This window comes from Nostoc sp. FACHB-892 (genome assembly GCF_014698795.1).
GTDB lineage: Bacteria > Cyanobacteriota > Cyanobacteriia > Cyanobacteriales > Nostocaceae > Nostoc.
Genome location: NZ_JACJTR010000007.1, coordinates 258,404 through 281,813, shown reverse-complemented (window position 1 = coordinate 281,813; position 23,410 = coordinate 258,404). Strand labels below are relative to the sequence as shown.

At 41.9% G+C, this 23,410-nt stretch carries 18 protein-coding genes, 1 pseudogene and 1 CRISPR repeat array; of the genes and pseudogenes, 9 read left to right on the top strand and 10 right to left on the bottom strand.

All coding sequences use genetic code 11. The features are described from left to right. Window positions 1-113 precede the first annotated feature (113 nt). The 3 genes and pseudogenes from H6G96_RS12660 to H6G96_RS12650 form a co-directional block, all read right to left on the bottom strand. On the bottom strand, window positions 114-419 hold the full coding sequence (locus H6G96_RS12660) for a hypothetical protein (protein ID WP_190911779.1): 306 nt from the start codon (window positions 417-419) through the stop codon (window positions 114-116). A gap of 376 nt (window positions 420-795) precedes the next feature. Then, window positions 796-1,119 (bottom strand): hypothetical protein, encoded by a 324-nt coding sequence (locus H6G96_RS12655; RefSeq protein WP_190911778.1) that lies wholly within the window; start codon window positions 1,117-1,119, stop codon window positions 796-798. A gap of 24 nt (window positions 1,120-1,143) precedes the next feature. Beyond that, a pseudogene (locus H6G96_RS12650) lies at window positions 1,144-1,428 on the bottom strand (adenylate/guanylate cyclase domain-containing protein); the annotation flags it as partial. A gap of 196 nt (window positions 1,429-1,624) precedes the next feature. On the opposite strand from H6G96_RS12650, the gene aroA reads away from it, so the two are divergent. The 5 genes from aroA (at window position 1,625) to H6G96_RS12625 (ending at window position 8,049) form a co-directional block, all read left to right on the top strand. After that, window positions 1,625-2,905: a 3-phosphoshikimate 1-carboxyvinyltransferase gene (gene aroA, locus H6G96_RS12645; RefSeq protein ID WP_190911777.1), complete on the top strand. Its 1,281-nt coding sequence runs from the start codon at window positions 1,625-1,627 to the stop codon at window positions 2,903-2,905. Window positions 2,906-3,334: 429 nt separating this feature from the next. Further along, entirely contained in the window at window positions 3,335-4,432 is a 1,098-nt protein-coding gene (locus H6G96_RS12640) for a fatty acid desaturase (protein ID WP_190911776.1), read from the top strand. A gap of 491 nt (window positions 4,433-4,923) precedes the next feature. Continuing rightward, on the top strand, window positions 4,924-5,484 hold the full coding sequence (locus H6G96_RS12635; protein ID WP_190911775.1) for a PEP-CTERM sorting domain-containing protein: 561 nt from the start codon (window positions 4,924-4,926) through the stop codon (window positions 5,482-5,484). A 216-nt stretch (window positions 5,485-5,700) separates the two neighbouring features. Then, on the top strand, window positions 5,701-7,290 hold the full coding sequence (locus tag H6G96_RS12630) for an alkaline phosphatase (RefSeq protein WP_190911774.1): 1,590 nt from the start codon (window positions 5,701-5,703) through the stop codon (window positions 7,288-7,290). Window positions 7,291-7,869: 579 nt separating this feature from the next. Next, complete coding sequence (locus H6G96_RS12625; RefSeq protein ID WP_190911773.1) at window positions 7,870-8,049, top strand: high light inducible protein; 180 nt, start codon at window positions 7,870-7,872, stop codon at window positions 8,047-8,049. 152 nt (window positions 8,050-8,201) lie between these two features. Here the strand turns inward: H6G96_RS12625 and H6G96_RS12620 are convergent, their stop codons facing one another. Continuing rightward, window positions 8,202-8,456, bottom strand: a complete 255-nt coding sequence (locus tag H6G96_RS12620) for a hypothetical protein (protein WP_242063262.1) — start codon at window positions 8,454-8,456, stop codon at window positions 8,202-8,204. Here H6G96_RS12620 and H6G96_RS12615 point away from each other — a divergent pair. The 3 genes from H6G96_RS12615 (at window position 8,455) to H6G96_RS12605 (ending at window position 11,693) form a co-directional block, all read left to right on the top strand. Then, window positions 8,455-9,261, top strand: coding sequence for an AraC family transcriptional regulator (locus H6G96_RS12615; RefSeq protein WP_242063261.1), 807 nt, complete (start codon window positions 8,455-8,457; stop codon window positions 9,259-9,261). The two genes, H6G96_RS12620 and H6G96_RS12615, sit on opposite strands and share 2 nt — an antisense overlap. 407 nt (window positions 9,262-9,668) lie before the next feature. After that, a complete protein-coding gene (locus H6G96_RS12610) occupies window positions 9,669-9,992 on the top strand; it encodes a hypothetical protein (RefSeq protein WP_190911772.1) in 324 nt (107 codons plus the stop codon). 315 nt (window positions 9,993-10,307) lie between these two features. Continuing rightward, window positions 10,308-10,926: a CRISPR direct-repeat array (repeat unit 37 nt; unit sequence ATTGCAATTACCTAAAATCCCTATTAGGGATTGAAAC). A gap of 98 nt (window positions 10,927-11,024) precedes the next feature. Beyond that, window positions 11,025-11,693, top strand: coding sequence for an O-methyltransferase (locus tag H6G96_RS12605; RefSeq protein WP_190911771.1), 669 nt, complete (start codon window positions 11,025-11,027; stop codon window positions 11,691-11,693). 283 nt (window positions 11,694-11,976) lie between these two features. Here H6G96_RS12605 and H6G96_RS12600 read toward each other — a convergent pair whose 3' ends face one another. Together H6G96_RS12600 and H6G96_RS12595 are read right to left on the bottom strand one after the other, a co-directional pair. Continuing rightward, window positions 11,977-13,065 (bottom strand): HAMP domain-containing sensor histidine kinase, encoded by a 1,089-nt coding sequence (locus tag H6G96_RS12600; RefSeq protein WP_190911770.1) that lies wholly within the window; start codon window positions 13,063-13,065, stop codon window positions 11,977-11,979. A gap of 5 nt (window positions 13,066-13,070) precedes the next feature. Then, window positions 13,071-13,781, bottom strand: coding sequence for a response regulator transcription factor (locus H6G96_RS12595; RefSeq protein WP_190911769.1), 711 nt, complete (start codon window positions 13,779-13,781; stop codon window positions 13,071-13,073). A 468-nt stretch (window positions 13,782-14,249) separates the two neighbouring features. On the opposite strand from H6G96_RS12595, the gene psaB reads away from it, so the two are divergent. Continuing rightward, entirely contained in the window at window positions 14,250-16,478 is a 2,229-nt protein-coding gene (gene psaB / locus H6G96_RS12590; RefSeq protein WP_190911768.1) for a photosystem I core protein PsaB, read from the top strand. Between the two features lie 407 nt (window positions 16,479-16,885). Here the strand turns inward: psaB and H6G96_RS12585 are convergent, their stop codons facing one another. The 4 genes from H6G96_RS12585 to H6G96_RS12570 all read right to left on the bottom strand — a co-directional run bounded on the left by H6G96_RS12585 (window position 16,886) and on the right by H6G96_RS12570 (window position 23,313). Then, on the bottom strand, window positions 16,886-17,098 hold the full coding sequence (locus H6G96_RS12585; RefSeq protein ID WP_190911767.1) for a hypothetical protein: 213 nt from the start codon (window positions 17,096-17,098) through the stop codon (window positions 16,886-16,888). A gap of 375 nt (window positions 17,099-17,473) precedes the next feature. Further along, window positions 17,474-19,264 (bottom strand): pre-peptidase C-terminal domain-containing protein, encoded by a 1,791-nt coding sequence (locus H6G96_RS12580; protein WP_190911766.1) that lies wholly within the window; start codon window positions 19,262-19,264, stop codon window positions 17,474-17,476. Between the two features lie 651 nt (window positions 19,265-19,915). Next, entirely contained in the window at window positions 19,916-21,040 is a 1,125-nt protein-coding gene (locus H6G96_RS12575) for an exostosin family protein (RefSeq protein WP_190911765.1), read from the bottom strand. A gap of 113 nt (window positions 21,041-21,153) precedes the next feature. Next, window positions 21,154-23,313: a serine/threonine-protein kinase gene (locus H6G96_RS12570; protein WP_190911764.1), complete on the bottom strand. Its 2,160-nt coding sequence runs from the start codon at window positions 23,311-23,313 to the stop codon at window positions 21,154-21,156. Between the last annotated feature and the right edge of the window lie 97 nt (window positions 23,314-23,410).

Below are 23,410 nucleotides of genomic sequence, written 5' to 3'. Positions count from 1 at the left end.
TAATCCCCATAAATAAATTTAGGGAATTTAATAAGGACGCTAGACACAGTAGTTCAAATAAAAATCCCTGCCACAGTAGACAGGGATAGTAGTTTTTGCCTAAAGCTCGTCTTTTAGCTAACAAAATCTTTATGGGCAGCAACAAGCATTTGAGCTTGTCTTAAAACGTTTCCAAATAAATAAATAGGAATCTGCCAAGCTGCAACCGTAACTTCTTTGACTATATCCTGTACGCTAATCGCTATTAACTCATGCTCTGGCGGCTCTCCTTCAATCGCACCAGACCAAGTAAAAGCTAATAAAAAATCCTCCTCTCCAGGCAAAGATGCAATCAAACATTCTTCTGGCGTTGGTTGGCAAATAATGCCATATTCATTTGCAAGTTCTACTAGTTTTTGAAATCTGTTTACGTTGGCCATTTGTCCTTGGATGTAATTGAATCTCAGTTTTAGAAGAAATCATATTTTTATCTCCATAACTCAAGTGAGTTGCTCCGTAGCATAATAAATTACAAATTATGAATTACGAATTATTAAGGAGTTATTGGAGATGAATCAGGCTTAAGTCCAAAATCTTACCGCGATCGCCTAGTTCTATCAGCAACAATTGCTACTGTTTTAAAAAAGCTGAACTACCTATTTTTACATTTCGACGTATTTACATAGACCTCCCTTCGTTACATTTCAAGATGCTTTAATCTCACCCAGACTGACGGAGCGCATTGAGAATTGCTATCATTTTCGCGGGAACAGCTGTAAACCGAAGCAGAAAAAGATGCTCGTCAACATGAGATTGTTAGATCACTTTGGCATAGATGTGTTCTTCTTCTGTAGCCAGTTTTGGCTCAATCAATAACTTGAGTTTGATATTACTCAAAAGTTCTAAAAAATGTGGCGATTGCAATTGCACCCCTTTTTCCGAGAGGCTAATCAATGCTCCTATATAGCGGTTCTCGACCCAGTAAAGTACAATTTTTACCTCTCTCCAAACCTCTCTCCTAAAAGGCAAGAGGCTTTGAATTGTTCCCCCTTCCCGCGACGAGTTGGGGGTTAGGGGGTTAGGTCTATTTGCATACTTGTACCTCACTAGATTGAAAATGGCTATAAATACTGTTACCACTGTATGTTTTCCCTACAAAATAGTTTATTCCACAGGGAGTTCTTGATTAAGACTGACTATTATTTCATCATCTTGAGGCAAGAATAAATTATATTTACCGCCAATGCCATGAATTTCACAAATTGTCACAGGGCGTTTTATTCTTTTAGCTTCTATTTGTAGTTGTCTAGCAATTTGGAGGTCAATATTGGTATCTTTACAGGTATTTTTAGAAATTAAAATCTGTCCTCCCACGTTATAAGACTCAATTTGAGCAGCCAAATTAACATGGCTGCCAACAACTGTATATTGAGCGCATTTTTGAGAACCAACATTTCCCGTGAAAAGTTAGGTTAGATGCTCCCGTCTACACCGCAAAGCGGTTAGCAAGAGAGCGTCACTGGGCATGGGTTAATATTAATATTCCTTCTACCCATGCTTCCCCTGCCCCTCCACCCCCTGCCCCTTTTGGCCACAATGTGTCAATATATAAAGTTGTAGCTAACCGCCTACTTAGAGGTTTAACGTGGATACCATTGCAATTCCTGCTCTAGATCGGCCAGTGGATGCCACGGTAGAAATTCCCGGTTCTAAAAGTCTTACCAATCGGGCGCTGCTTGTCGCTGCTTTAGCACAAGGTGACTCCATTTTAGAAAATGCTTTATTTAGTGAAGATAGCGAGTATTTTGCCAAATGCGTAGAGCAATTGGGCATCCCCATTACTTTGAATCCTCATCAAGCACATATTCAAGTCGCCGGAAGAGGAGGCGACATCCCAGCTAAACAGGCAGATTTATTTGTGGGTTTGGCAGGTACAGCAGCACGGTTTATCTCGGCGCTGGTGGCATTGGGTAACGGTGAATATCGTCTAGATGGCGTTCCCCGAATGCGAGAACGGCCGATGGGTGACTTGTTAACGGTACTAGAAGCAGGCGGAGCAACCATTAACTTTGAAGGAAACTCTGGGTTTATGCCCTACACCGTTTATGGTAAGGGATTCGCTGGCGGAAATTTTCGGTTGAAAGCTAATCAAACAAGTCAGCAACTTTCGGCATTGCTGATGATTGCGCCTTATGCTCAACAAGATACGAACATTGAGGTTGAGGGGACATTAGTTTCCCAATCTTACGTCAAAATGACCTGTCGTCTGATGGCGGATTTTGGTGTTGAGGTGAATCAAATCGGCGATAATCAATTTCAGATTAAAGCGGGTCAACGTTACCAAGCTCGACATTACACAGTAGAACCCGATGCGTCAAATGCTTCTTACTTTTTTGCCGCCGCCGCCGTCACGGGTGGACGGGTGCGCGTCAAACATTTGACTAAACAATCTTGCCAGGGTGATATTCTGTGGCTAAATGTTTTAGAACAGATGGGTTGCCAAATTAAGGATTCAGATGAATACACCGAAGTGACAGGACCAAAGCAATTGCAAGGCATCGACATTGATATGAATGATATATCAGATTTGGTGCAAACATTAGGAGCGATCGCGCCCTTTGCCAGTTCACCGATTACCATTCGTAACGTGGAACATATACGATATAAGGAAACCGATCGAATTAAAGCTGTGGTCACAGAGTTACGTCGGCTAGGAGTCAAGGTTGAAGAATTCCCCGATAAACTGAAAATTGAGCCTGGCCCCATTACCCCGGCGGCGATTGAAACCTATCACGATCATCGAATGGCGATGGCTTTTGCTGTCACAGGCTTGAAGGTTCCAGGGATTTTAATTAAAGATCCTGGCTGTACAGCGAAAACCTTTCCAGATTACTTTACTCGATTCTTCCGAATGTTAGAACAATAAGAAACTAGTACCGCAAAATTCACCCAATTGGTGGAAAACAGAAGTAACTTCATAGGCAATAAAAGATTGTTTTCCATTCTTTTCCTACTGAAGAATTCCTTCTCTTGCTCCTGTGATCGACCTTTTGTAGTTTATTTTTACATTATTCCTATCTCTCCATCTTTTTTTTGGTGAAGGTCTTGGAGAGCAGTTAGCTTTTGGAATGTCTTATACCAATTCAAATAATGTTTGCGACACATCAATTATTTGTAAGGGCACAACATTGTTATGTCCCTAACCATCTATCGCATTCTTTTTTCAAATTGGTATTAGTATAGGCTTTCATAAGTTCGTAATCAATGAAATTACGAAAGACTCTGCGTTTAAAAACGCTACGATTTACCGCAAAACTGTATTTAGTTCAATTCTTTACGTGAGTGACAATGATTTATGAATGTTAGTACTGATCAAACACTGATTCACCAGAAAATATATGCCAAAGAATTACGTTCCCTCATTCCACCTGAAGCATTTATCCCAGATCCAAGTAAGTTAGTTATCTTGTTCATTAATCTGGCAATTTTGATACTAGGGTGGATGATAGCGGCTCGGTTAGATTGTTGGTCGCCATCTCTTTTATGGCTTTATCTCCCTCTAAGCATCATTATGGGTAATAGCGTGGTTGTCTTACTATTTAGCACCCACGATTTGATGCATGGTAGCGTGATTAAAAACGCCCGGTTAATCTATATTATTAGCTTTCTAGGGCTAACAATGTTGTGGATGCCACCAACATTGTGGAAAGCAGTTCATAACCGAGTACATCATAATCATACTAATGATTTTGGCGACCCCGATCGCAATTACTTATATGAACAGTCTTCAACTTGGGGAAAATGGATTCAGGATTTATTTGTGCCTTCTAGTGAAGTCAATCCTATATGGCTCGTAGTCGGATTAACATCAGCTTGGGGAGTACATACTTTTCGTAATCTCACATCTGTGCTATTTTTTAACCGTGAATCTGTCAATTATGTTCCTGCTGCATTTACAGTTAGTGCCAAAGATCGTCGAGCGATCGCAGGAGAATTATTGATGATGATAACAATTCATCTGAGTATCCTTGCCTATCTACAGTTTGAACCTCTTAAACTCATACTCGGCTACTTTTTACCTATTGGAATTGGCTATGGTGGGGTAATGTTTTATATTTATACCAATCATATGCTTTGTAGGATGACTACCGTTAATGATCCACTTGTTAATAGTATGTCTCTCCGGGTTTATAAAATATTTGATCTATTGCATTTAAATTTTTCCCACCACACTGAACATCATATTTTTCCAGGAATGAACTCTGACTATTATTTCATAGTTAGGGATTTGTTAGAAACTCACTATTCTGAAGATTTTAATTTATTTGATGCTGGGGAGGCTTGGAACTTGCTGCTCCAAACTCCTCGGCATTATAAAGATGAAAATACTTTTACAGATTGGTCAGGTGAAAAATCTGTTCCGTGTTCTATAAGCGACAATTCAAAGAGTTAAAGAAAGTACGATGGCCAGCTTTCCTCCAGTAAGAACTGCCCTTTGCCTCCTGCCTTCGTTGGTAATAGATTATGTTCCGTAATTAATACTTTTGGAGGATGTTTTAAAAGCCAATATATACATAGCAATTTCCATATAAACGTGGGACACATGGAAATTGTTATGTACCACTTAAAACCCCCACCAAATTGAAAATTTGGTAGTCAAGTTTTGTAGTGGCGGGTTTGAATTCTAATTGATTCCGAATTCTGCATTATTCTTCAATTTTACCTTTAATTAAAGTCTGCTTAAACTCCTAACTTTAAAATGAGGACGATTCCAATTAATTGGAAACTTGTTTATTGTTCTTAAAAAATGGAAAATCATTGATTTAGATCAATTTTCTAATCAGTGATAAATACTAATTTAAGAAAGAAGTAATTTCTAAACAAATTATTTCTCTACTTTGAAGTGTGCATTGGTTACAGAAGTTTATGGTGAGGAAAACTGAGATGAAATTGGTTCCCCAATTAGTTCTTGCTGCTGCTAGTCTTACCTTAGGCCTTATTAGTGTAGATTCAAAATCTGTATCTGCTGCAATTATTAATTACGCTTTCACAGTTGAGAGCATGGAAAGTAAAGGAAATGGTTTTTTTAGCTTTGATGACTCAACTTTCAGTAATGAAGTTAATCCCGTAGCCACCATTAATTCTCTCTCTTTCCAATTTGACGGTGATTCTACCGTTTACACTGAACAAGATGATAACAAATATCCAGATTTTCCTCTTGTCTTTCCAACCACATCTTTAACAGGAGAAACAAGTTTTGCATTAGATTATCTATTCAACGATAAATCTAATTCTTCCAGTTCTATTAGTTACGAAATCATCGGTGAGGATTTTACAATCTTCTCTAGAACTTCTCCAGATGCTCAACCCATATTAGGTAAAGTTTCCTATACAAAAGTACCTGAACCTACACCCTTAGTTGGCACTTTGTTTGCTTGTAGCCTGGGCTGGATGATGAAGAGAAAAGTAACATCAATGAAAAGCTTAAAATCTAAGCTTGGTTAAGTTGATATTAACGCTTTCTTTGCCAAAGATTAATCTCTTATTAGTAGGCTTTTATGTAGCAACATAACATCTAACACATTGATAATAAAAGAAAAATTGGGAATTAAAACCTGATTTTGGTAAGGGAATTAATTATGAAGTTTGCCTACGATTACCCTGCCTTCTTCGTGTTAGCTGTTGCTGTGCTTTAAGTTACCTGTTACCCAGGAGTAGAGAATGGTAGATTACCGGAATTTTGAGCAGTTTCTGCACAGTCGAATGAAACGACGCAACTTAATTATTGGGGCAGGAGCGTTGTCTGGTTTAGCGATCGCTAATCAATTTTCTCCTCAAAGAGCGATTGCTAGAGGCAGATTTTCCAATTATCCTTTTACCTTGGGTGTAGCGTCGGGTGAACCCTATCCTACCAGCGTAGTGATCTGGACTCGTCTTGCTCCTGAACCATTAAACGGAGGTGGAATGCCACCTCTTAATGTGCCAATTCGTTGGGAAGTAGCAACTGATCCCGATATGAGGCGCATTGTCTCCAGAGGTACGGTACTTGCAACCCCAGAACTAGCTCACTCAGTACGAGTTGTGGTAGAAGGATTGCAATCTGATACTTGGTACTGGTATCGGTTTCTTGTCGGCCAAGATGCTAGCCCTATTGGTCGTACTCGGACAGCGCCTCTAGCAAATAGCTATTTGAGTAAATTTAATTTTGGTCTAGTCTCCTGCCAAAACTATCAGCAGGGATTCTATACCGCGTACAAATATTTAGCACAGGACGACCTCGATTTAGTAGTGCATGTTGGTGATTACATCTATGAAGGGGGAATCTCAAACAATGGCCCCAGACAACACAATGGTACAGAAATTTTTACTTTAGAGGATTACCGCAACCGTCACGCCCTCTATAAAACCGATACCAATCTGCAAGCAGCTCACGCAGCATTTCCCTGGATTGTCACTTGGGATGACCACGAAGTAGAAAACAACTACGCCAACGCCATCTCCCAAGTTGATACCGAACCAGATCAGGATCGGGCAATTTTCCTCCAACGGCGGGCTATTGCTTATCAGGCTTACTACGAACATATGCCACTGCGCCCCTTCTCGCGTCCTGTTGGCCCAGATATGCAACTTTACCGTCGGCTCTCCTTTGGTAACTTAGCCACCTTCCATGTCTTAGATACCCGCCAATATCGCACCGATCAGCCTTGTGATGATGGCACTAAAGAACGTTGCCCAGAAAATTTAGATCCGAATGCAACAATTACTGGTAAGGCACAGGAAGATTGGTTATTCGATGGTCTAAATAGTTCACACTCCAAGTGGAATGTTTTAGCGCAGCAGGTTCCTATTGCTCAACGAGACATGACACCAGGCCCTGGCGGAACTTACAGCATGGATAAATGGGATGGTTATGTGGCTTCGCGCGATCGCCTCATGGCTTTCCTCGGACAGCGCCGCCCTTCTAATCCAGTATCCTTGGCAGGCGATGTGCATTCCCACTGGGCGATGAACCTGAAGGCTAACTTTGATAACCCACAATCCGCCACCGTTGGTAGTGAATTCGTCTGTTCCTCAATTAGCTCTGGTGGAGATGGAGCAGATACTAATCCCACCGTTGAAGCTTATTTACCAGATAACCCACACATTAAGTTTTTCAACGGTCAACGGGGATATGTTCGCTGTGCCCTGACTCCTACAACTTGGAAGACAGATTATCTAGTTATGTCAAACGTCACAACCCCATCTGGCACCATTAGTAAACGGGCTTCATTTGTGGTTGAAGATGGTCGTCCAGAAATACAACAAGCTTAATCGTTTAATTCCTAGGTATTGAAACCAGATAATCACAGGTAGAAATAGGCAAATCATCAGCGTTTATCTATTTCTATTTGTGCTTTCATTTTTAGAAAATTGGCTTTTGCAAGCCAATTTTTTTCCGTGAGGTATACCCGTAAGGGCACGGCAGTTCCGTGCCGTGTTTACACCTTGCGATTTAATGTTGTATCGTCTCTGAGAACCGCTATACAGCCGCCATATTTCTCTAAGGCTTTGGAGAGAATCTTCTTGTTGCTGCTCAATAACTGGTGGATTCCATTCAGATTGTTGTAAAACTTGGGTTGTCAGAACAAGGCTACTGACATAAAAATTTAAGTAATTTTTAGGTATAATATGATGCGATTTTTCTTAATCAAACGCAGTTTAACTCACTAATTACTGCGATCGCCATAAAGCTAAATTAGCTCCCATATAATCTGCTGCCAAAACATTAGTCAAGTAATTTTGTGTTCAGATTTTCTTTATTCAATCAATGTTGCATTTTTTCAAACATCTGTTACATTACTTTACAGACAGTTACAACTGCTACAACACTTGAACTTTGGAGTTTTACTGATGACAGGTTTTAAGAATCCTGCGCCTATAGTTTCAGAAGATCCTAATGCTGTGCGTTTTGGCTTCACTCCTCAGAGTGAAAACTGGAATGGTCGTTTTGCAATGATTGGTTTTCTATCTGCGATTTTGATTGAAGCTTTTTCTGGTCAAGGCTTACTCCATTTCTGGGGAATCCTCTAAATTGATCATAGTAAGGGCGCACGCCTGTGGGCCCCTACCCATGAGAGGTTAAGAAAATTAATATAAGGTTTAGCTTTTTACTTCTCTGTTTTAGCCAAACAGGGGAAAAGATATTTCCGCGATCACACTCAGCCTAACTACCAGCACTATCCTTACCAAGGCTGCGTGGTTGGGCCAATCGTAAATTCGTTCACGTTTGTATCTTCTGGCTGGTCAATCGCAAACGCTACAACATTGGCTACTCGATCTGGTGAGATGCCATATTGCTTATACAACGCTGTCATTTTTTCAGCCACATCTTGGTCGGTAATCTGCTCTAACAACTGGGTATTAATTGCAGCAGGATAAATTGTCGCAGTACGAATGTTAGTCCCCTCTTGAGCAGACTCCATGCGTAGAACTTCCATGAAATCGCAATCGTCGAAACCGACCGAGAGCCAGATATCCGTATTAAAGCCCGCTTTCTGCGTCATCGCACAGGGCAGCAAGGATGTGCTTTTGAACGATGAATTATTTCACTATGATTCTGGTCATTACTTAATCTCGACGCTTGATTTGCCGATTATGAGTAATGTCGTCGAAGCGTCCGAAGAAAAACCTTATTTGAATCTTCGCATAGACCTCGATCCGGCACTTGTTGCTGCAGTGATGATTGAATCTGGCATCGAAACTAAAAAAAGCAGTACCGGAGTCAAGGCGATGGATGTCAGCCCGGTTGATGCCGATTTACTCGATGCGGTCGTCAAATTGGTGAAACTATTTGACACGCCGGACGAAATGAAGTTTCTCGCGCCGCTCATCATTCGCGAGATCATCTACCGGCTTTTAAAGGGAAAACAGAGCGCACGCCTGGGTCAGCTTATCACTACCGAAGGCGACGCGCAGCGCATCTCCAGGGTGGTCAAGCAAATCCGCGAGAACATTGATCAGCCGCTGAAAATCGAAGATACAGCCCGCGAGATCGGTATGAGCGTGTCAGGCTTTCACCAACATTTTAAGTCCGTCACGGCAATGAGTCCCTTGCAATTCCAGAAACAAATACGGCTTCAGGAAGCGCGCCGTCTGATGCTCGGCGAAAACATGGACGTGGCGATCGCCAGCTTTCGTGTCGGTTACGATGACGCGTCTTATTTCAGCCGGGAATATAAAAAACTATTTGGTATTCCCCCGCATCGTGACATCGCCAAGCTGCGTAGCAATTTAGGCCAATAAGAATTGGACAGGTTTATTGGGAGCATCCCTTTAGGTGCAAAAAGAGGGTGAAACTTCTTGCAACAACTTATTAACCAAAAAGTCCATTTTATTACTCGTTTAAAAGCCAAAGCAAATGACCCGATTAAGTATTTCGCAGCCCCAGAAAATCAAGACTTAGGCGTGGTTAAATATCTCCGAAAGCCAGTCTCCAGGCTGAATTTATCCCCTTTTCCTGCACCCTCTTGACAAATGTGCAATTACCTTAACCTCACACATGGTGGGTCCCTACTATTTATTTTCCATGCAAGTCATTCATTTCTAACCTATGGCAGTTGTTGGAATTGGTGCAAAATATCAGATTTTTCCGGTTAAACGAAAATATAAGTGAATAATTACTTTACATCGAATATGTATAGCTAAAACTCATGGATATACCTCAACGCGTATCAGTTCGCTACAAAGACGCGTCCTTCAACACTAATGAAATCCGCTTGAGAACTTTTCGGCTTGGGTTACAAATATGGGAAGAACAAACTAAGCCCAGAAAAACAGAGCTTTATCAGTTTATATCGTCTTGCTTGAAACAAGTTGACCGCCAAGATCGTTTTATGTTTTCTCTGCTGTTCATAGAACTAACAGACCTCATACGCAATTCTTCGCTAGAAAGGGGAACGAAAGAGGTTCTGATTAAAACAGCTTTTACGGAGTTTGCTTGTGCGATAACAGACTTTGAGGACGTTGGCAAGTAAGATTGATCATGAGGTACTGGTATTGCGTAGGCGTAGCCTAACCCAGGCATCGCTCTGAAGTTAGTTAGCCTAATTAAGTAGGATATCTATTAAGTAAGCAGCTTTCCCGTCAGATTAGTTTTTTCGCTGAATGCGCGGATAGGTAGGTGTTCAAGAAGGAGTGACTACAAAAATGGCTGAATTGCCCTCTATGCAATAACTTGAGAATGTTCGCATTTCTAAACCATCCGCGCACCTTATGGGGACTAGTTTTCAGCCATTTGCCTCTAGCCAAGTAAGAACTCCTCGTGTTATGATTTTTGCATTCGCGCAACCATTGCAATTACCTAAAATCCCTATTAGGGATTGAAACCCTTGCACTACTGCTTATTGGAATGCGCCAGTGGGGAATTGCAATTACCTAAAATCCCTATTAGGGATTGAAACAAAATCAGTGAATTAATCCCCGACGCTAATAATGCCATTGCAATTACCTAAAATCCCTATTAGGGATTGAAACCGGGCCGTTTTTCTAATGCCCGTTCTAATTCCCCGAATTGCAATTACCTAAAATCCCTATTAGGGATTGAAACAAATCACCTATGGGATAACCCAGGCAATAGGCAGGATTGCAATTACCTAAAATCCCTATTAGGGATTGAAACGTTGTAAAACAATTAAAAAAGCACGAAATATACATTGCAATTACCTAAAATCCCTATTAGGGATTGAAACTTAGGTTTGGGATTGACAGCAGAAGCAGAAAGAGAGGAAAATTGCAATTACCTAAAATCCCTATTAGGGATTGAAACACCACCCCACAAAAGCCATGCAATATACCCAGCAATTGCAATTACCTAAAATCCCTATTAGGGATTGAAACACTTATCCTTTGCCTAATCCTGATGATAATCCTGAATTGCAATTACCTAAAATCCCTATTAGGGATTGAAACGCGTAAATCTTATTTCCTAGATGAATGTTAAAATACTATCCAATGAAGCAACTTCAGACACGTAATCTCGACTATTTTATTGCGGATTGATACATGAGATGACTCAGGAACAATGGACTGCGGTCGATGATTACTTTACTGATTTGCTTGTGCCGCCCGATCCTGTGCTGGATGTAGCTCTCCAGACCAGCGCCGCAGCCGGACTGCCACCGCATAACGTTTCACCAAACCAGGGTAAACTGCTGCTGCTGTTGGCGCAAATCCAAGGGGCGCGAACCATCCTGGAGATTGGCACGCTGGGTGGTTACAGTACTATCTGGCTAGCACGGGCGTTACCCAGCGACGGCCGTCTGATTACGCTTGAAGCTAACCCAAAGCACGCCGAAGTCGCCCGCGCGAACATCGCCCACGCTGGTCTATCCGACATTGTTGACCTGCGCCTCGGACAGGCACTCTCTACGCTGCCAGATATTGCCGCAGAGGGTCATATATTTGACCTGATTTTTATTGACGCAGATAAACCAAACAATCCAGATTATTTGACATGGGCGCTCAAGCTTTCCCGTCGCGGCAGCCTGATCATCGCCGATAATGTTGTGCGTAACGGAGCGGTGGTTGATGCCACTAGTAATGATCTTAATGTTCAAGGGGTGCGTTGCTTCAACGAACAGCTTGCCTCTGAGCCACGCCTCAGCGCTACGGCGATCCAGACTGTGGGCAGCAAAGGATATGACGGCTTTGCGATCGCAATAGTAAACCAAAAATAGCAAAAAATTGTTATTTGCTCAGTCTTGGGAACGATTTTGAGGGAACAGGTAGGCGATCGCAGCATAACCTGAAACACTGAGTAAACTAACTAAAAAAGCAGCCAGAACAAAAGGAGACATACAGAATTCTACTCAAATGCCAAATCAACATATTTAATACAATTCCAAAATCTTGGCATCTATTCAAAAACAAGATTTTGAACACTTTCAAATTAGCAATTAGGTATGACACAACCGTGACTAGCTTATGTCAATCCCTTGTATCTCCAGATTTTGACTCAACTTAAGCCAAAGGCAGAAAAAACCGAAACGTACTGCCAACTCCCAACTCGCTTTCTACCTGAATCTGACCGCCTTGTAGTTCAATCAAACGCCGGGAAATAGTTAAGCCAATACCAGTACCTCCCGAATGGCGATCGCGCGATTGGTCAGCTCGCCAGAAGCGTTCAAATACATGGGGCAAATTTTCTGGAGCAATACCAATGCCTGTATCTATAACCGCAATCCAGAGTCGAGATGCTTCAGTTCCAACACGAATGGTAATTGAACCTTCGTTAGTGTAACGCACTGCATTACCTAGCAAATTAACCAACACCTGTTCTGTGCGGTCAATATCTGCCAATACAGGAGGCAGCACAGATGGACATTGCAATACCAGAACTGGCCCATCTTCCAACAGCTGGTCAGTGAATTTCTCCACTAATGACTCTAACAACAAACGCAGATTTACCCGTTGTATATTAATTGGCAAATAACCAGCTTCTGCCTTAGATAACTCTTGCAAATCGTTTACCAACCGCTCTAACCGTCTAGTTTCTCTAGCTAAACGCCGATAAATTTCAGGAGAAGCTTCAATTTCCCCATCAGCCAATTCTTCCAAGTAACCGCGTACAACTGTTAATGGTGTCCGTAGTTCGTGGGTCATGTCTCCAATCACTTCTTGCCGCCGCGCTTCTACTCCTTCTAAACTGGCTGCCATCCGGTTGAAACTAGCACCCAGTCTATTAAGTTCTGGAATGTCAGACAGAGGTAATCGTGCATCCATCTGACCAGCAGCAAATTTTTGGGTGATTTGTTCCATCTCCGTCAAGCGTTGCATAATTCGTCTGGACACCCAGTAACTCAATCCTCCAGCTGCGGTGCTACCAACTAAGACTGACCAAATAGTGCTTCGCTGCCAAGCAAATTCAAATCCTGTAACCAATTTAGTACGAATATTGATTAAGTTGAACCCCTGATTTTCTAATCGTTCCAAATGCAAGATAAACAAGTGGGGGGAAGAGATTTTGCTGATGCTTACCAGACTAGCTACCCCCACAATCATTACTACTAAATGGGAGAAAAATAAGCGCTCTCTCAGCCCCATCTTCATAACATTTACGCTACCAGAGGATCTTCAAATTTATAGCCAACCCCAACAACAGTTTTAATAAAAGTAGGATTTGCCGAATCAGGCTCAATCTTCTTTCGCAACCGGGCTACATGAGTATCTACTACTCGTTCATCGCCAAAAAAGTTATCTCCCCAAAGTTTATCAATGAGTTGAGTGCGGTTCCAAACTCGACCAGGATTGCTGACAAAGGTAGTTAGCAAGTTAAATTCTAAGGTAGTTAAGTCCAAAACTTCAACCTCTTGAGAATTCAGCTGACGACTAGCAGTGCGCTGCTCTACATTGACAATAAAGTGTTGGGTACGATTGACTTGATGTTGTCCCCCTTGCCGGAGGCTACGCCGCAATAGTGCCCGCACTCTAGCTACCAATTCTCTGGGGCTAAAAGGTTTGACCATGTAATCGTCAGCACCTGTAGACAAACCAATCACGCGATCAATTTCCTCACCCTTAGCCGTGAGCATCAAAATGTAAGGATCTTTTGCACCTGGTTTCTGGCGAATTCTGGCACAAACTTCCAACCCATCCAAACCAGGAATCATTAAATCTAGAATAATTAAATCAGGTAGTTGCTCCTGAAACATCCGCAAGGCATTCACGCCATCGCGGCTAATACGACAAAAAAATCCTTCTTTTTCTAAAGATAGTTGGATTAAATGAGCAATTTCTGGTTCATCTTCAACTATTAAAATATCCATTTCAATTAATAAAAATACAAACTGTTGGTATCACATCTTACTAAGTTGTTCGCAAACTTAAACTTAATATTCTGTTATATATTGCAAAAAAAATTCATATTGTTGTTATGCAATATTTTTACAAAATGTTAAGTTCATTTGCATGAAATATTTGCTAATCTTTGTGGCTTATGGATTGTATTTAAGCCTACAAATTCAGTTAATGTAAATATCCTCCAAAAGTTAGATGGAAATGGTAGTCATTAATTAGTTTATTACTTTGTATGGAAATGAATTGCATCATACCGCCTAAGGATGTAAGTCCAAGAATTAAGCCTGTTTTACCCTCAATACTCACCAGCTTTTGCTATTTAGATTAGATTAACCTCCAATTTAAGGCTGAAAAGGTGCTGATTCAATTGCAAAAAGTTGCTGGCTCATTAGAACTAGCAACTTGGATTAGCGTTTAAGGAGATGTAATTAAATTGCATGGCCACAAAATATCCTAAATTTAACCAGGATCTCGCACAAGACCCGACTACACGTCGGATCTGGTACGCGATGGCTACGGGAAATGATTTTGAAAGCCATGATGGCATGACCGAGGAAAATCTTTACCAAAAGATTTTCGCTACTCACTTTGGTCACGTGGCAATCATTTTTCTGTGGGCATCCAGTCTATTGTTCCACGTAGCCTGGCAAGGTAATTTTGAACAGTGGATTAAAGATCCCCTTCATATTCGTCCCATTGCCCACGCGATTTGGGACCCTCATTTTGGTAAACCAGCAATAGAAGCTTTTACCCAAGGGGGCGCTACCCATCCTGTTAACATTGCTTACTCTGGTGTCTACCACTGGTGGTACACCATTGGGATGCGGACAAACAGTGACCTTTACCAGGGTTCAGTGTTCTTGTTGCTGTTAGCAGCGTTATTTTTGTTTGCTGGTTGGCTGCACTTGCAACCCAAGTACCGTCCTAGCTTGGCTTGGTTCAAGAGTGCTGAACCTCGCCTGAATCACCACCTAGCAGGTTTGTTTGGTGTTAGCTCTCTGGCTTGGGCCGGACACCTTGTTCACGTTGCCATTCCCGAATCTCGCGGTGTTCATGTTGGTTGGGATAATTTCCTGACTACCTTGCCACACCCAGCAGGTTTGGCACCTTTCTGGAGAGGCGATTGGGGTGTATACGCTCAGAATGCTGATACATCAGGGCATCTGTTTGGCACATCTCAAGGCGCAGGAACGGCAATACTGACTTTTTTGGGTGGTTTTCATCCCCAGACGGAATCGCTATGGCTGACCGATATGGCTCATCACCATTTAGCGATCGCAGTTATCTTTATTGTCGCTGGTCACCAGTACCGGACTAACTTCGGTATTGGTCACAGCATCAAAGAGATGCTCAACGCCAGAAATTTCTTTGGTGTCCAAACTGAAGGTCAGTTTAACTTACCACACCAAGGGCTGTACGACACCTACAACAACTCCCTGCACTTCCAGTTGTCCATACACCTGGCAGCGTTAGGTACTGCATTATCATTGGTGGCGCAGCACATGTATTCGCTGCCTCCTTATGCTTTTATGGCTAAGGACTACACAACACAGGCGGCGCTGTATACCCATCACCAGTACATTGCTGGCTTCTTGATGATTGGTGCGTTTGCCCATGCCGGCATCTTCTGGGTTCGGGATTATGACCCCGAGCAGAACAAAGGTAATGTTCTGGAGCGTGTACTCAAGCACAAAGAAGCGATTATTTCACACTTGAGTTGGGTGTCGCTATTCTTAGGTTTCCACACCCTCGGTCTGTACGTCCACAACGACGTTGTTGTTGCCTTTGGCACTCCTGAAAAGCAAATTTTGATTGAGCCAGTATTTGCTCAATTCATCCAATCTGCTCACGGGAAACTGGTGTATGGGATGGATACTTTATTATCTAACCCAGATAGTATCGCCTATACAGCTTGGCCCAACTACGGTAACGTCTGGTTACCAGGCTGGACAGAAGCAATCAACTCTGGTACTAACTCCTTATTCTTGACAATTGGGCCTGGAGATTTTCTGGTTCACCATGCGATCGCTTTAGGTTTGCACACCACCACCTTAATTTGTGTCAAGGGCGCATTGGATGCTCGTGGTACCAAATTGATGCCTGATAAAAAAGACTTCGGCTTTACCTTCCCCTGCGATGGGCCTGGTCGGGGCGGTACTTGCCAAACTTCCTCTTGGGAACAGTCTTTTTATCTCGCTATGTTCTGGATGCTGAATCTCCTTGGTTGGGTAACTTTCTACTGGCACTGGAAGCATCTAGGTGTTTGGCAAGGTAATGTCGCTCAGTTCAATGAGAATTCTACATACCTGATGGGTTGGTTCCGTGATTACCTCTGGGCTAACTCCGCTCAGTTGATTAACGGTTATAACCCCTACGGCACAAATAATTTGTCTGTCTGGGCTTGGATGTTCCTCTTTGGACACCTGGTTTGGGCAACCGGTTTCATGTTCCTGATTAGCTGGCGTGGGTACTGGCAAGAGTTAATTGAAACTCTAGTCTGGGCACACGAACGCACTCCGTTGGCTAACTTAGTTCGCTGGAAAGATAAGCCTGTTGCTCTGTCTATTGTCCAAGGTTGGTTAGTAGGTCTAGCCCACTTCACAGTTGGCTACATCCTTACCTATGCCGCATTCCTCATAGCCTCAACCGCTAGTAAATTTGGTTGAAAATTTAAAAATTTTTAAATCCTCTGACTTAGCCATCTCCCCCTCTATACCGTCAGGTAAGAGGGGGATTTTTGTATATTTATAGCAATCCAATTCTATTTTAAAAAAATCTAAATATATAGGTGCGTTAGCTTTACTAACACACCCTACTCACGTGTCAAGACTAAAGTGTTGCAATATAAAAATCAGATTATATTTCTCAAATTGGATTTGAGAGACATTTTTAATGCATTATTTTAGCCTTGCTGCACTACTACGCGGATTTCAAAAATCAAATCAAAATATAATTCCTATATAGCAAGTTCCCATTCATATGCCGTACAACCTTATACTCCGAAGTCTAAAGGTACGGCAGTGCCGTGCCCCTAGCGGTGTACCTCATGTAAACGAGAAACGCTATAGTTACTTTAGGTACTAGTATTTGATTTTTCACCTGGCCGTTCAGTAGCAGGAGGATACTTGACACTTTCTTCGACTCTATGGATTTCTGTGTTGGTTTGCTCCTCAGACAGGAGATCATCAGGGTTTAATGATTCATCAGCAGCATCATCAATTACTCCATTAGCATTAATATTGGGTTTATTGGAAGTGCTTTTATGGCTAGCATGTCCACCAGGCATAACTATTACCTCTCATTTTTATAACTAAACATCTCCAGCCTAAACTCTTTTCTTTGGCGAAATCACTATCAGAAGGCTTATAGCAGAACTATCAAAATCCAGTCTGGAGTTATATAGATTTTTCATAAGGGCACATGAATGCTCATTGGTGTCAACTTAAAACCGTAAGATGCTATCTTGTTGAACGTCAAAAGCTGTTTGGATTAGTCAAAACAAGGCGTAAGCGCCATCGACTGATTGACGCTTACACCAAACAAATTTGGGCTTTATCTTCTTAAGTTGACACTAATAGGTTCCCCTGTTCCCTTAACAAGGAGGAAAAGTATCTTTAAATCTGCCCTCTGATGTCAAAACTTTCTTAAATTGACAACGTTCTTATGCCAAACTGACTTGTAGGGTATAAGAAAAATCAGGTCTAGAACTGTTACCAGAGAAAATTCCGCCATCTTCAGGCAATAAAGCAAATTTACTCACTGAAATAGAGTAAGTACCTGCACTTAGTGAAGTGGTGATTAATGACTCCAAGTCACGGGCATTATCATCGTTACTTTCTAATAAAGTTCCAGCACTGTTAAACAGACCAAGAACTGTATCTCCAGATGTCACCGTACTGATAGTGACAGTTCCTGAATTTGCTAAAGAAAATGTAAAAAAGTCGAAATCGGAATTATTCCCTGGTTGAACTGTTGCCAACTGGGCTGAGAGATTAATGTCTGAGCCTGATGATAAGGAACCTAATCCTTCAGCGCTGTTTAGTGAGTTGTTTGTACCTTCTCCAGCATTTTCTCGCTCATAAAAAAGGAAGTCATCATTATCAAGTCTGAGATTGGTTTTCCCTTGCAGAATACCTATGATCTCATCTTGTTCTCCTCCCGGTTTGTCTAACAATAGTCGTGTGTTGTTTCCAATAACTTGCAGGCGGTAGTCCTGTGGAGCTCCTTTGAGTTCAATTCGATCTTGGCTAGAGTCAAAGTCAGTAATACTAGCCAAGTCCACAAAACCAGGACTTGTAGTGTTGTTATCGTCGTAGAAAACATTTACACTGTCTCCCAGGATAAATCTATCTGCCCCAGCCCCGCCAGTAAAGTTATCAGTTTCTCCTAATCCAGGTGGAAGCGGACTACCAGGGAAAACACCGATGAGGATGTCGTTTCCAGACCCCCCATTGAGTACCTCATTGCCTGGCCCGCCCTGTAGGCTATCATTGCCGTCGCCACCATTGAGGATGTCATTCCCATTACTACCATCTAAAGTATCATTACCTCCTCCGCCATTCAAAGTGTTGTTAGAAGTATTACCAAAGATAAAGTTGTTAAGATTGTTACCTGTCCCGGTGATGTTGCCACCTTCCCTCAGCGTCAGGTTCTCTAGATTGGCGCGTAGTGTATAGGTGACAGAAGACCGAACGGTATCTGTACCTGAATTCGCAGCCTCTGTAATAGTGTCGGTAGTACTGTCAATGAGGTAAGTGTCGTCGCCTGCTCCCCCATTCAAAGTGTCAGTACCCAAGCCCCCATCAAGTGTGTCATTGCCATTATTACCAAACAATTGGTTATTTTGGTTATCACCAACAATGGTGTCATTTGCATTTGTGCCTCTTACATTGTCAAAGTTGACTGCGGTAAATGACAATGATCCCAAACCAGGAACGTTACTGGCAGCCAAACTTTGGGTTCTTAAATTAACACTGATAGCTACCCCAGGCAAAGATTGGGATGCATCTATAGTGTTGTTGGCAACATTAGCATCAGCAATAACTCTTTCTACTCTAAACAGTTGGTCTTGCCCCAATCCACCAGCTTTTTGAATGGTTCCGACACCTGACAAGGTAATGGTTTGACCTAGTTGACTGTAGTCTGCGGTATCATTGCCATCTCCGCCATTAATGCTGTCGTTACCCCTGCTGCCTTTGAAGGTGTCATTGCCTGCATCACCGATTAGAGTGTCGTTTCCCGTGCCTCCATCAAGTGTGTCATTGCCTGCACCACCGATTAGACTGTCGTTCGCTGTCCCACCAGCGAGGGAATCGTTACCAGCTGCACCATTCAAGGTGTCGTTACCAGAGGTACTATTGGCATTACCACCAACAGCCCAACCAACTATCGTGTCATTTCCCGAAGTCCCAGAGAGATTGTCAGCACTTGTATTGCCAAAAATAAATGCCATGTTATTTATCCTGATTTTCTCACTAAGTATGTTAAATTCAGCCTCAGTCAAAGAACTATTCATCAGTTCAATGCAGATTAACGCAATTTGTAATAATTTGTAATATGTTTGTATGGTTGAATTTTGATATTTTTTTCAAAATATTAACTTTTTGGTAAATGTTGCGATATTTTTCAGATCAGGTGGTACTTTTATTAAGTTAGATTTCAATATCAAATTGTTTGGTAAAAAAGTAGTTTCTTATTTAAAGAAGCGCTAATTTCAGATTTATCAAGTTTTTCAACATTACCGTAAACCAGATTTCCCAACAGGCTTTGATTAAATGCCTCTGCATTACGGAGATAGGCATCTGGTACCCAATACAGTTCGGTTAACGTGTTTATTCGTCGAACATCCCCCCAACCCCCCTTTTTAAGGGGGGGCTTTTCATTCTTATTACCCCCTTTTTAAGGGGGTCGCCACAGGCGGGGGGATCTTATCCGAACCGTATTGATCTGGTAATGGATTTGTTTTTATCTCTCAAGTTAATGTGAATTAGTATTTTGTTATTTTTATCCAGTAAAAGCAGTTCACAACCTGTAAATGGCTAGAAATCCATGTTTAACAGCCAGCGATCGCTAGAGTAAAAAGACCAAGGTAAGGAATTACGAATTACAAATTATGCGTAGCGATACTAGTCTTATTTGCCTGAAAATGAAGATGAAAATTAGTAAAAAATCCCTCAGAAGAAAGCCAATTCTTCCAGAGCTTGCGGCATTCATGCTGCAAATCTACGAATTCTTTATCTGAGATATTGCTATGAAATTCAGCTACTTTCTCTGCAATATATGGTATTTCTTTCTCATCTATCCAGACGCAATACTTTTTCCAGTCAATAACAGAATCGTAAGGTAAAACGCAGTCTGTATCGATAAAAACTGGAATCCGACCACAACTGAGGGTTTCATATAATCGAATGGAATAGTTTGCAGAGCCGCGACAACACAAATTGTAGTCGCTCTCAACCATATTTTTCACAAATTCAGCACGAGTCTTTTGTCTTTTATCTGGGTCTTGTGTAGTTAGATATACTGATTGTGATCCTTCTGTGATAATAAAGTTTGTATTCACTAAAGATGGGCTTTCTGCAAGTATTCTCATAGCCTGATTACGCAGAATTTTTCCTTTGTAAGGCGAAACTCCAAGCTTTAATGATTTACTTAACATCAATCCGTGATATGTAAATGCTTTCAGTTTAAGATCCCAAGAATCTGGCTGTGCTAAACCACAAAATCCAACAACAGGTTTAGCAGATTTCTGCCTGATAGAAATTAGACCTCCCAAATATTCTTTAACATAATCTTCCACTAAAGCCGGAATAATAATATCCTTTTGCCTCTTTTGGGAGCGATATACCGCAGGTCGGATTATTGTTGCATTCTTTATAGGTACTTTTTCGGCACAACAATCGCCTGCGAAAAAAACAACTATTTCTTTGCCGCTATTAGCTACTTTTTCGGCAAATTGCATAGATATATCTTGTGCTTGTTTGTTAACTTTATCTCTCCAGCTTTCTCCTCTGATGGCCCTCCAGTTTGCAGGCATAATTGCTAAGTCAGCTTCCTTTAAAGAAGTCATGTTAAAAAGGGAATTACCGACCTCTATATAATTGTCATGAATTCTATTCCAAGGGTATTTTTGATTAGGAATAAATTCTTTCCAAAAGGGATAAAGCATTGGAACTGATTTTATTCCATTAGAAAGATAATTCTTATCAGAATAAATATTTAATTTCATCTTTTTATATGAGTTTGATTATTTCAAACATTTAGAGGTTAGTGTATCATAGACGCGCTTAAAGGATGTTTTAAAAGTGGGAGCTATTATAAAAAAGCTTATAAGGCTTATATTTACTCTGTCGGTGTAGGAGTGACTGCTTCTGTGGGAGTTGGTGTAGGGGTGATTGGTGTAGGAGTGACTGTTTCTGTGGGAGTCGGTGTAGGGGTGATTGGTGTAGGAGTAACTGTTTCTATGGGAGTTGGTGTAGGAGTGGAAGTTGGGGTAGGATTTTCTGCTGTAATGGTGAGTTGATAATCCACTGGTTTCGATGCTGTAGAAACCACGGAAAACTCGTAAAATCCGTTTTCGGGTAATTTAGTTGACAAACTACGCTGGGTAGAATCTTCCAAAAATCGAATTTTGCCAGAAGGTGAATAGACTGATAACAATACTTGGGAATTTGCTTGTAGCTTCAATTCTAAAGATTGGTCTTTGGCAAGTCCAGCAATGAATACTTTTCCACCACCAGGTTGGAGAGTACCACTGACTGTTTTGCTAGTAGCGCCCGGATCAAAGACAAGTTTCTGGAAAGCGCTACCGGCGAGGATAGCACTGAGTTTATCGTTAACAAATCCGTACCAAACTTGTCCAATGGGCTGGCCCAGAAAATCTTTACCACGCTGTTCAGGGAATACACTTAAGAAGGCGGCATCTCCCAAATCATACAAAGAACGGCTACCAACGTTGATTTTGTTGACTTCCACTTTCCAGCGATCGCGTTCAGCATTTGTGTAAGTTCCAAGCTGTCGGCGTGTATTGGCACTTAGTGGCGCTAGTTTTTCTAACAATTCTGAGGCTGTTTTATCCCATTCTGCCCGCAAACCTTCATCTTCAGGGCCATCACTGAGAGTGCGTCCCCGTAAACTGGGATTTCTGTCCCAAAAAACTTGATTCACCAAGTTAATGTAAAATCTCTCATCAATACCCAATTGTTGACGGCGATCGCTTAATTTTTCTTTACGCTGCCTTTCTGCTGGTGAATATTGCGCTAAAGGATCGGTTGGTTGATCATTCGTTGGAACTGGGCTACCTGTAGGATTAGGTTGGACTTCCCCCACATCTCGGTTGCTATTCACTCCCCACCAGATTAATCCAACAGTACCAGCTACTATTGCCGCCACTAGAAAGGTTTTTGTTGGTGTCCACCAGCTTGTGGGCTGAAGGGATGGGGAAGATGTCGGAAATGAGGGGGATGGCGGAGGTGGAGAGACGGCGACGGTGGCGGATGTGGGTTGTGGTGGGGTGGGATATTGAGTTGGGGGAAAGTTAGCTGGAGGCGGGTTCAGAACTTCGAGTACTTGACGGGCTGATTGATAGCGATCGCTTGGTCTGACAGATAGCATTTTATCTAATACCTGTGCCAAAATTGGACTCAGGCTTACTTCCCGTCGCCACTGCCAGGTAAGATTATAGGTATCAATTAATTCTTGGGGCTGTTTCCCTGTCAGCAAAACCAACATTGTTGCAGCCATTGCATACAAATCGCTGTGGGGAGATACCAACCCAGTTTGCATTTGTTCTGGAGGAGCAAATCCTATCTTACCCAATAGGGTTGGTGATGGGGAAGATGCAACTACGCCGGGTTGATAATATTGGGAAGCAACGGTTGCTACTACTTGTTTGACACCACCAAAATCAATTAACATTGGCAGTTTGTCAACAGTGCGAAGCATTAAGTTATCGGGAGATATATCTCGATGAATAACGCCTATGGAATGGATATACTCTAAGACTGGTAAAATTTGCTGCAACAATTGGCGTATTTCCGTCTCTGTAAAACGCAAACCCTGCTGTAACCGGGCATTTAACAAAGAATTGTAAGTTTCCCCTTCTACATAATCTTGCACCAAAAACAAATATTCTTTGCCCCCTAAGTTCATGCGAAGCAGTTCCCGGAAGCGGGGAATTTGGGGATGTTGCAGTTTATAAAGAACACTTGCTTCTCTCTCAAACAGTTCTTCAGCTTTTTGGACAACGTAGGCGGTTTGAACTTGGGGGGAAAATTCCTTTAAAACACAAAGTTCCCGAAAACGGTTGACATCTTCAGCTAAATAAGTGCGTCCAAAGCCACCCTGGCCAATTTGACGCACAATCACATAACGATCGCTTAAAGTGAGTCCCGGTTGGATACTAGAACTCATGGGCGTATCCAACAACTTCTCACCACATTGGAGACAAAAGCGACTACCTGGGGAATTTTCATGTCCTTGAGAACAATATATTTTATTCATTGGAAAGTGAGGAGTTACGAGTTAGGAGTTAGGAGTTAATAGTTAGGAGTTAATAGTCAACAGTCAACAGGGAGTAGAGAGTAGAGAGTAGCGTTTT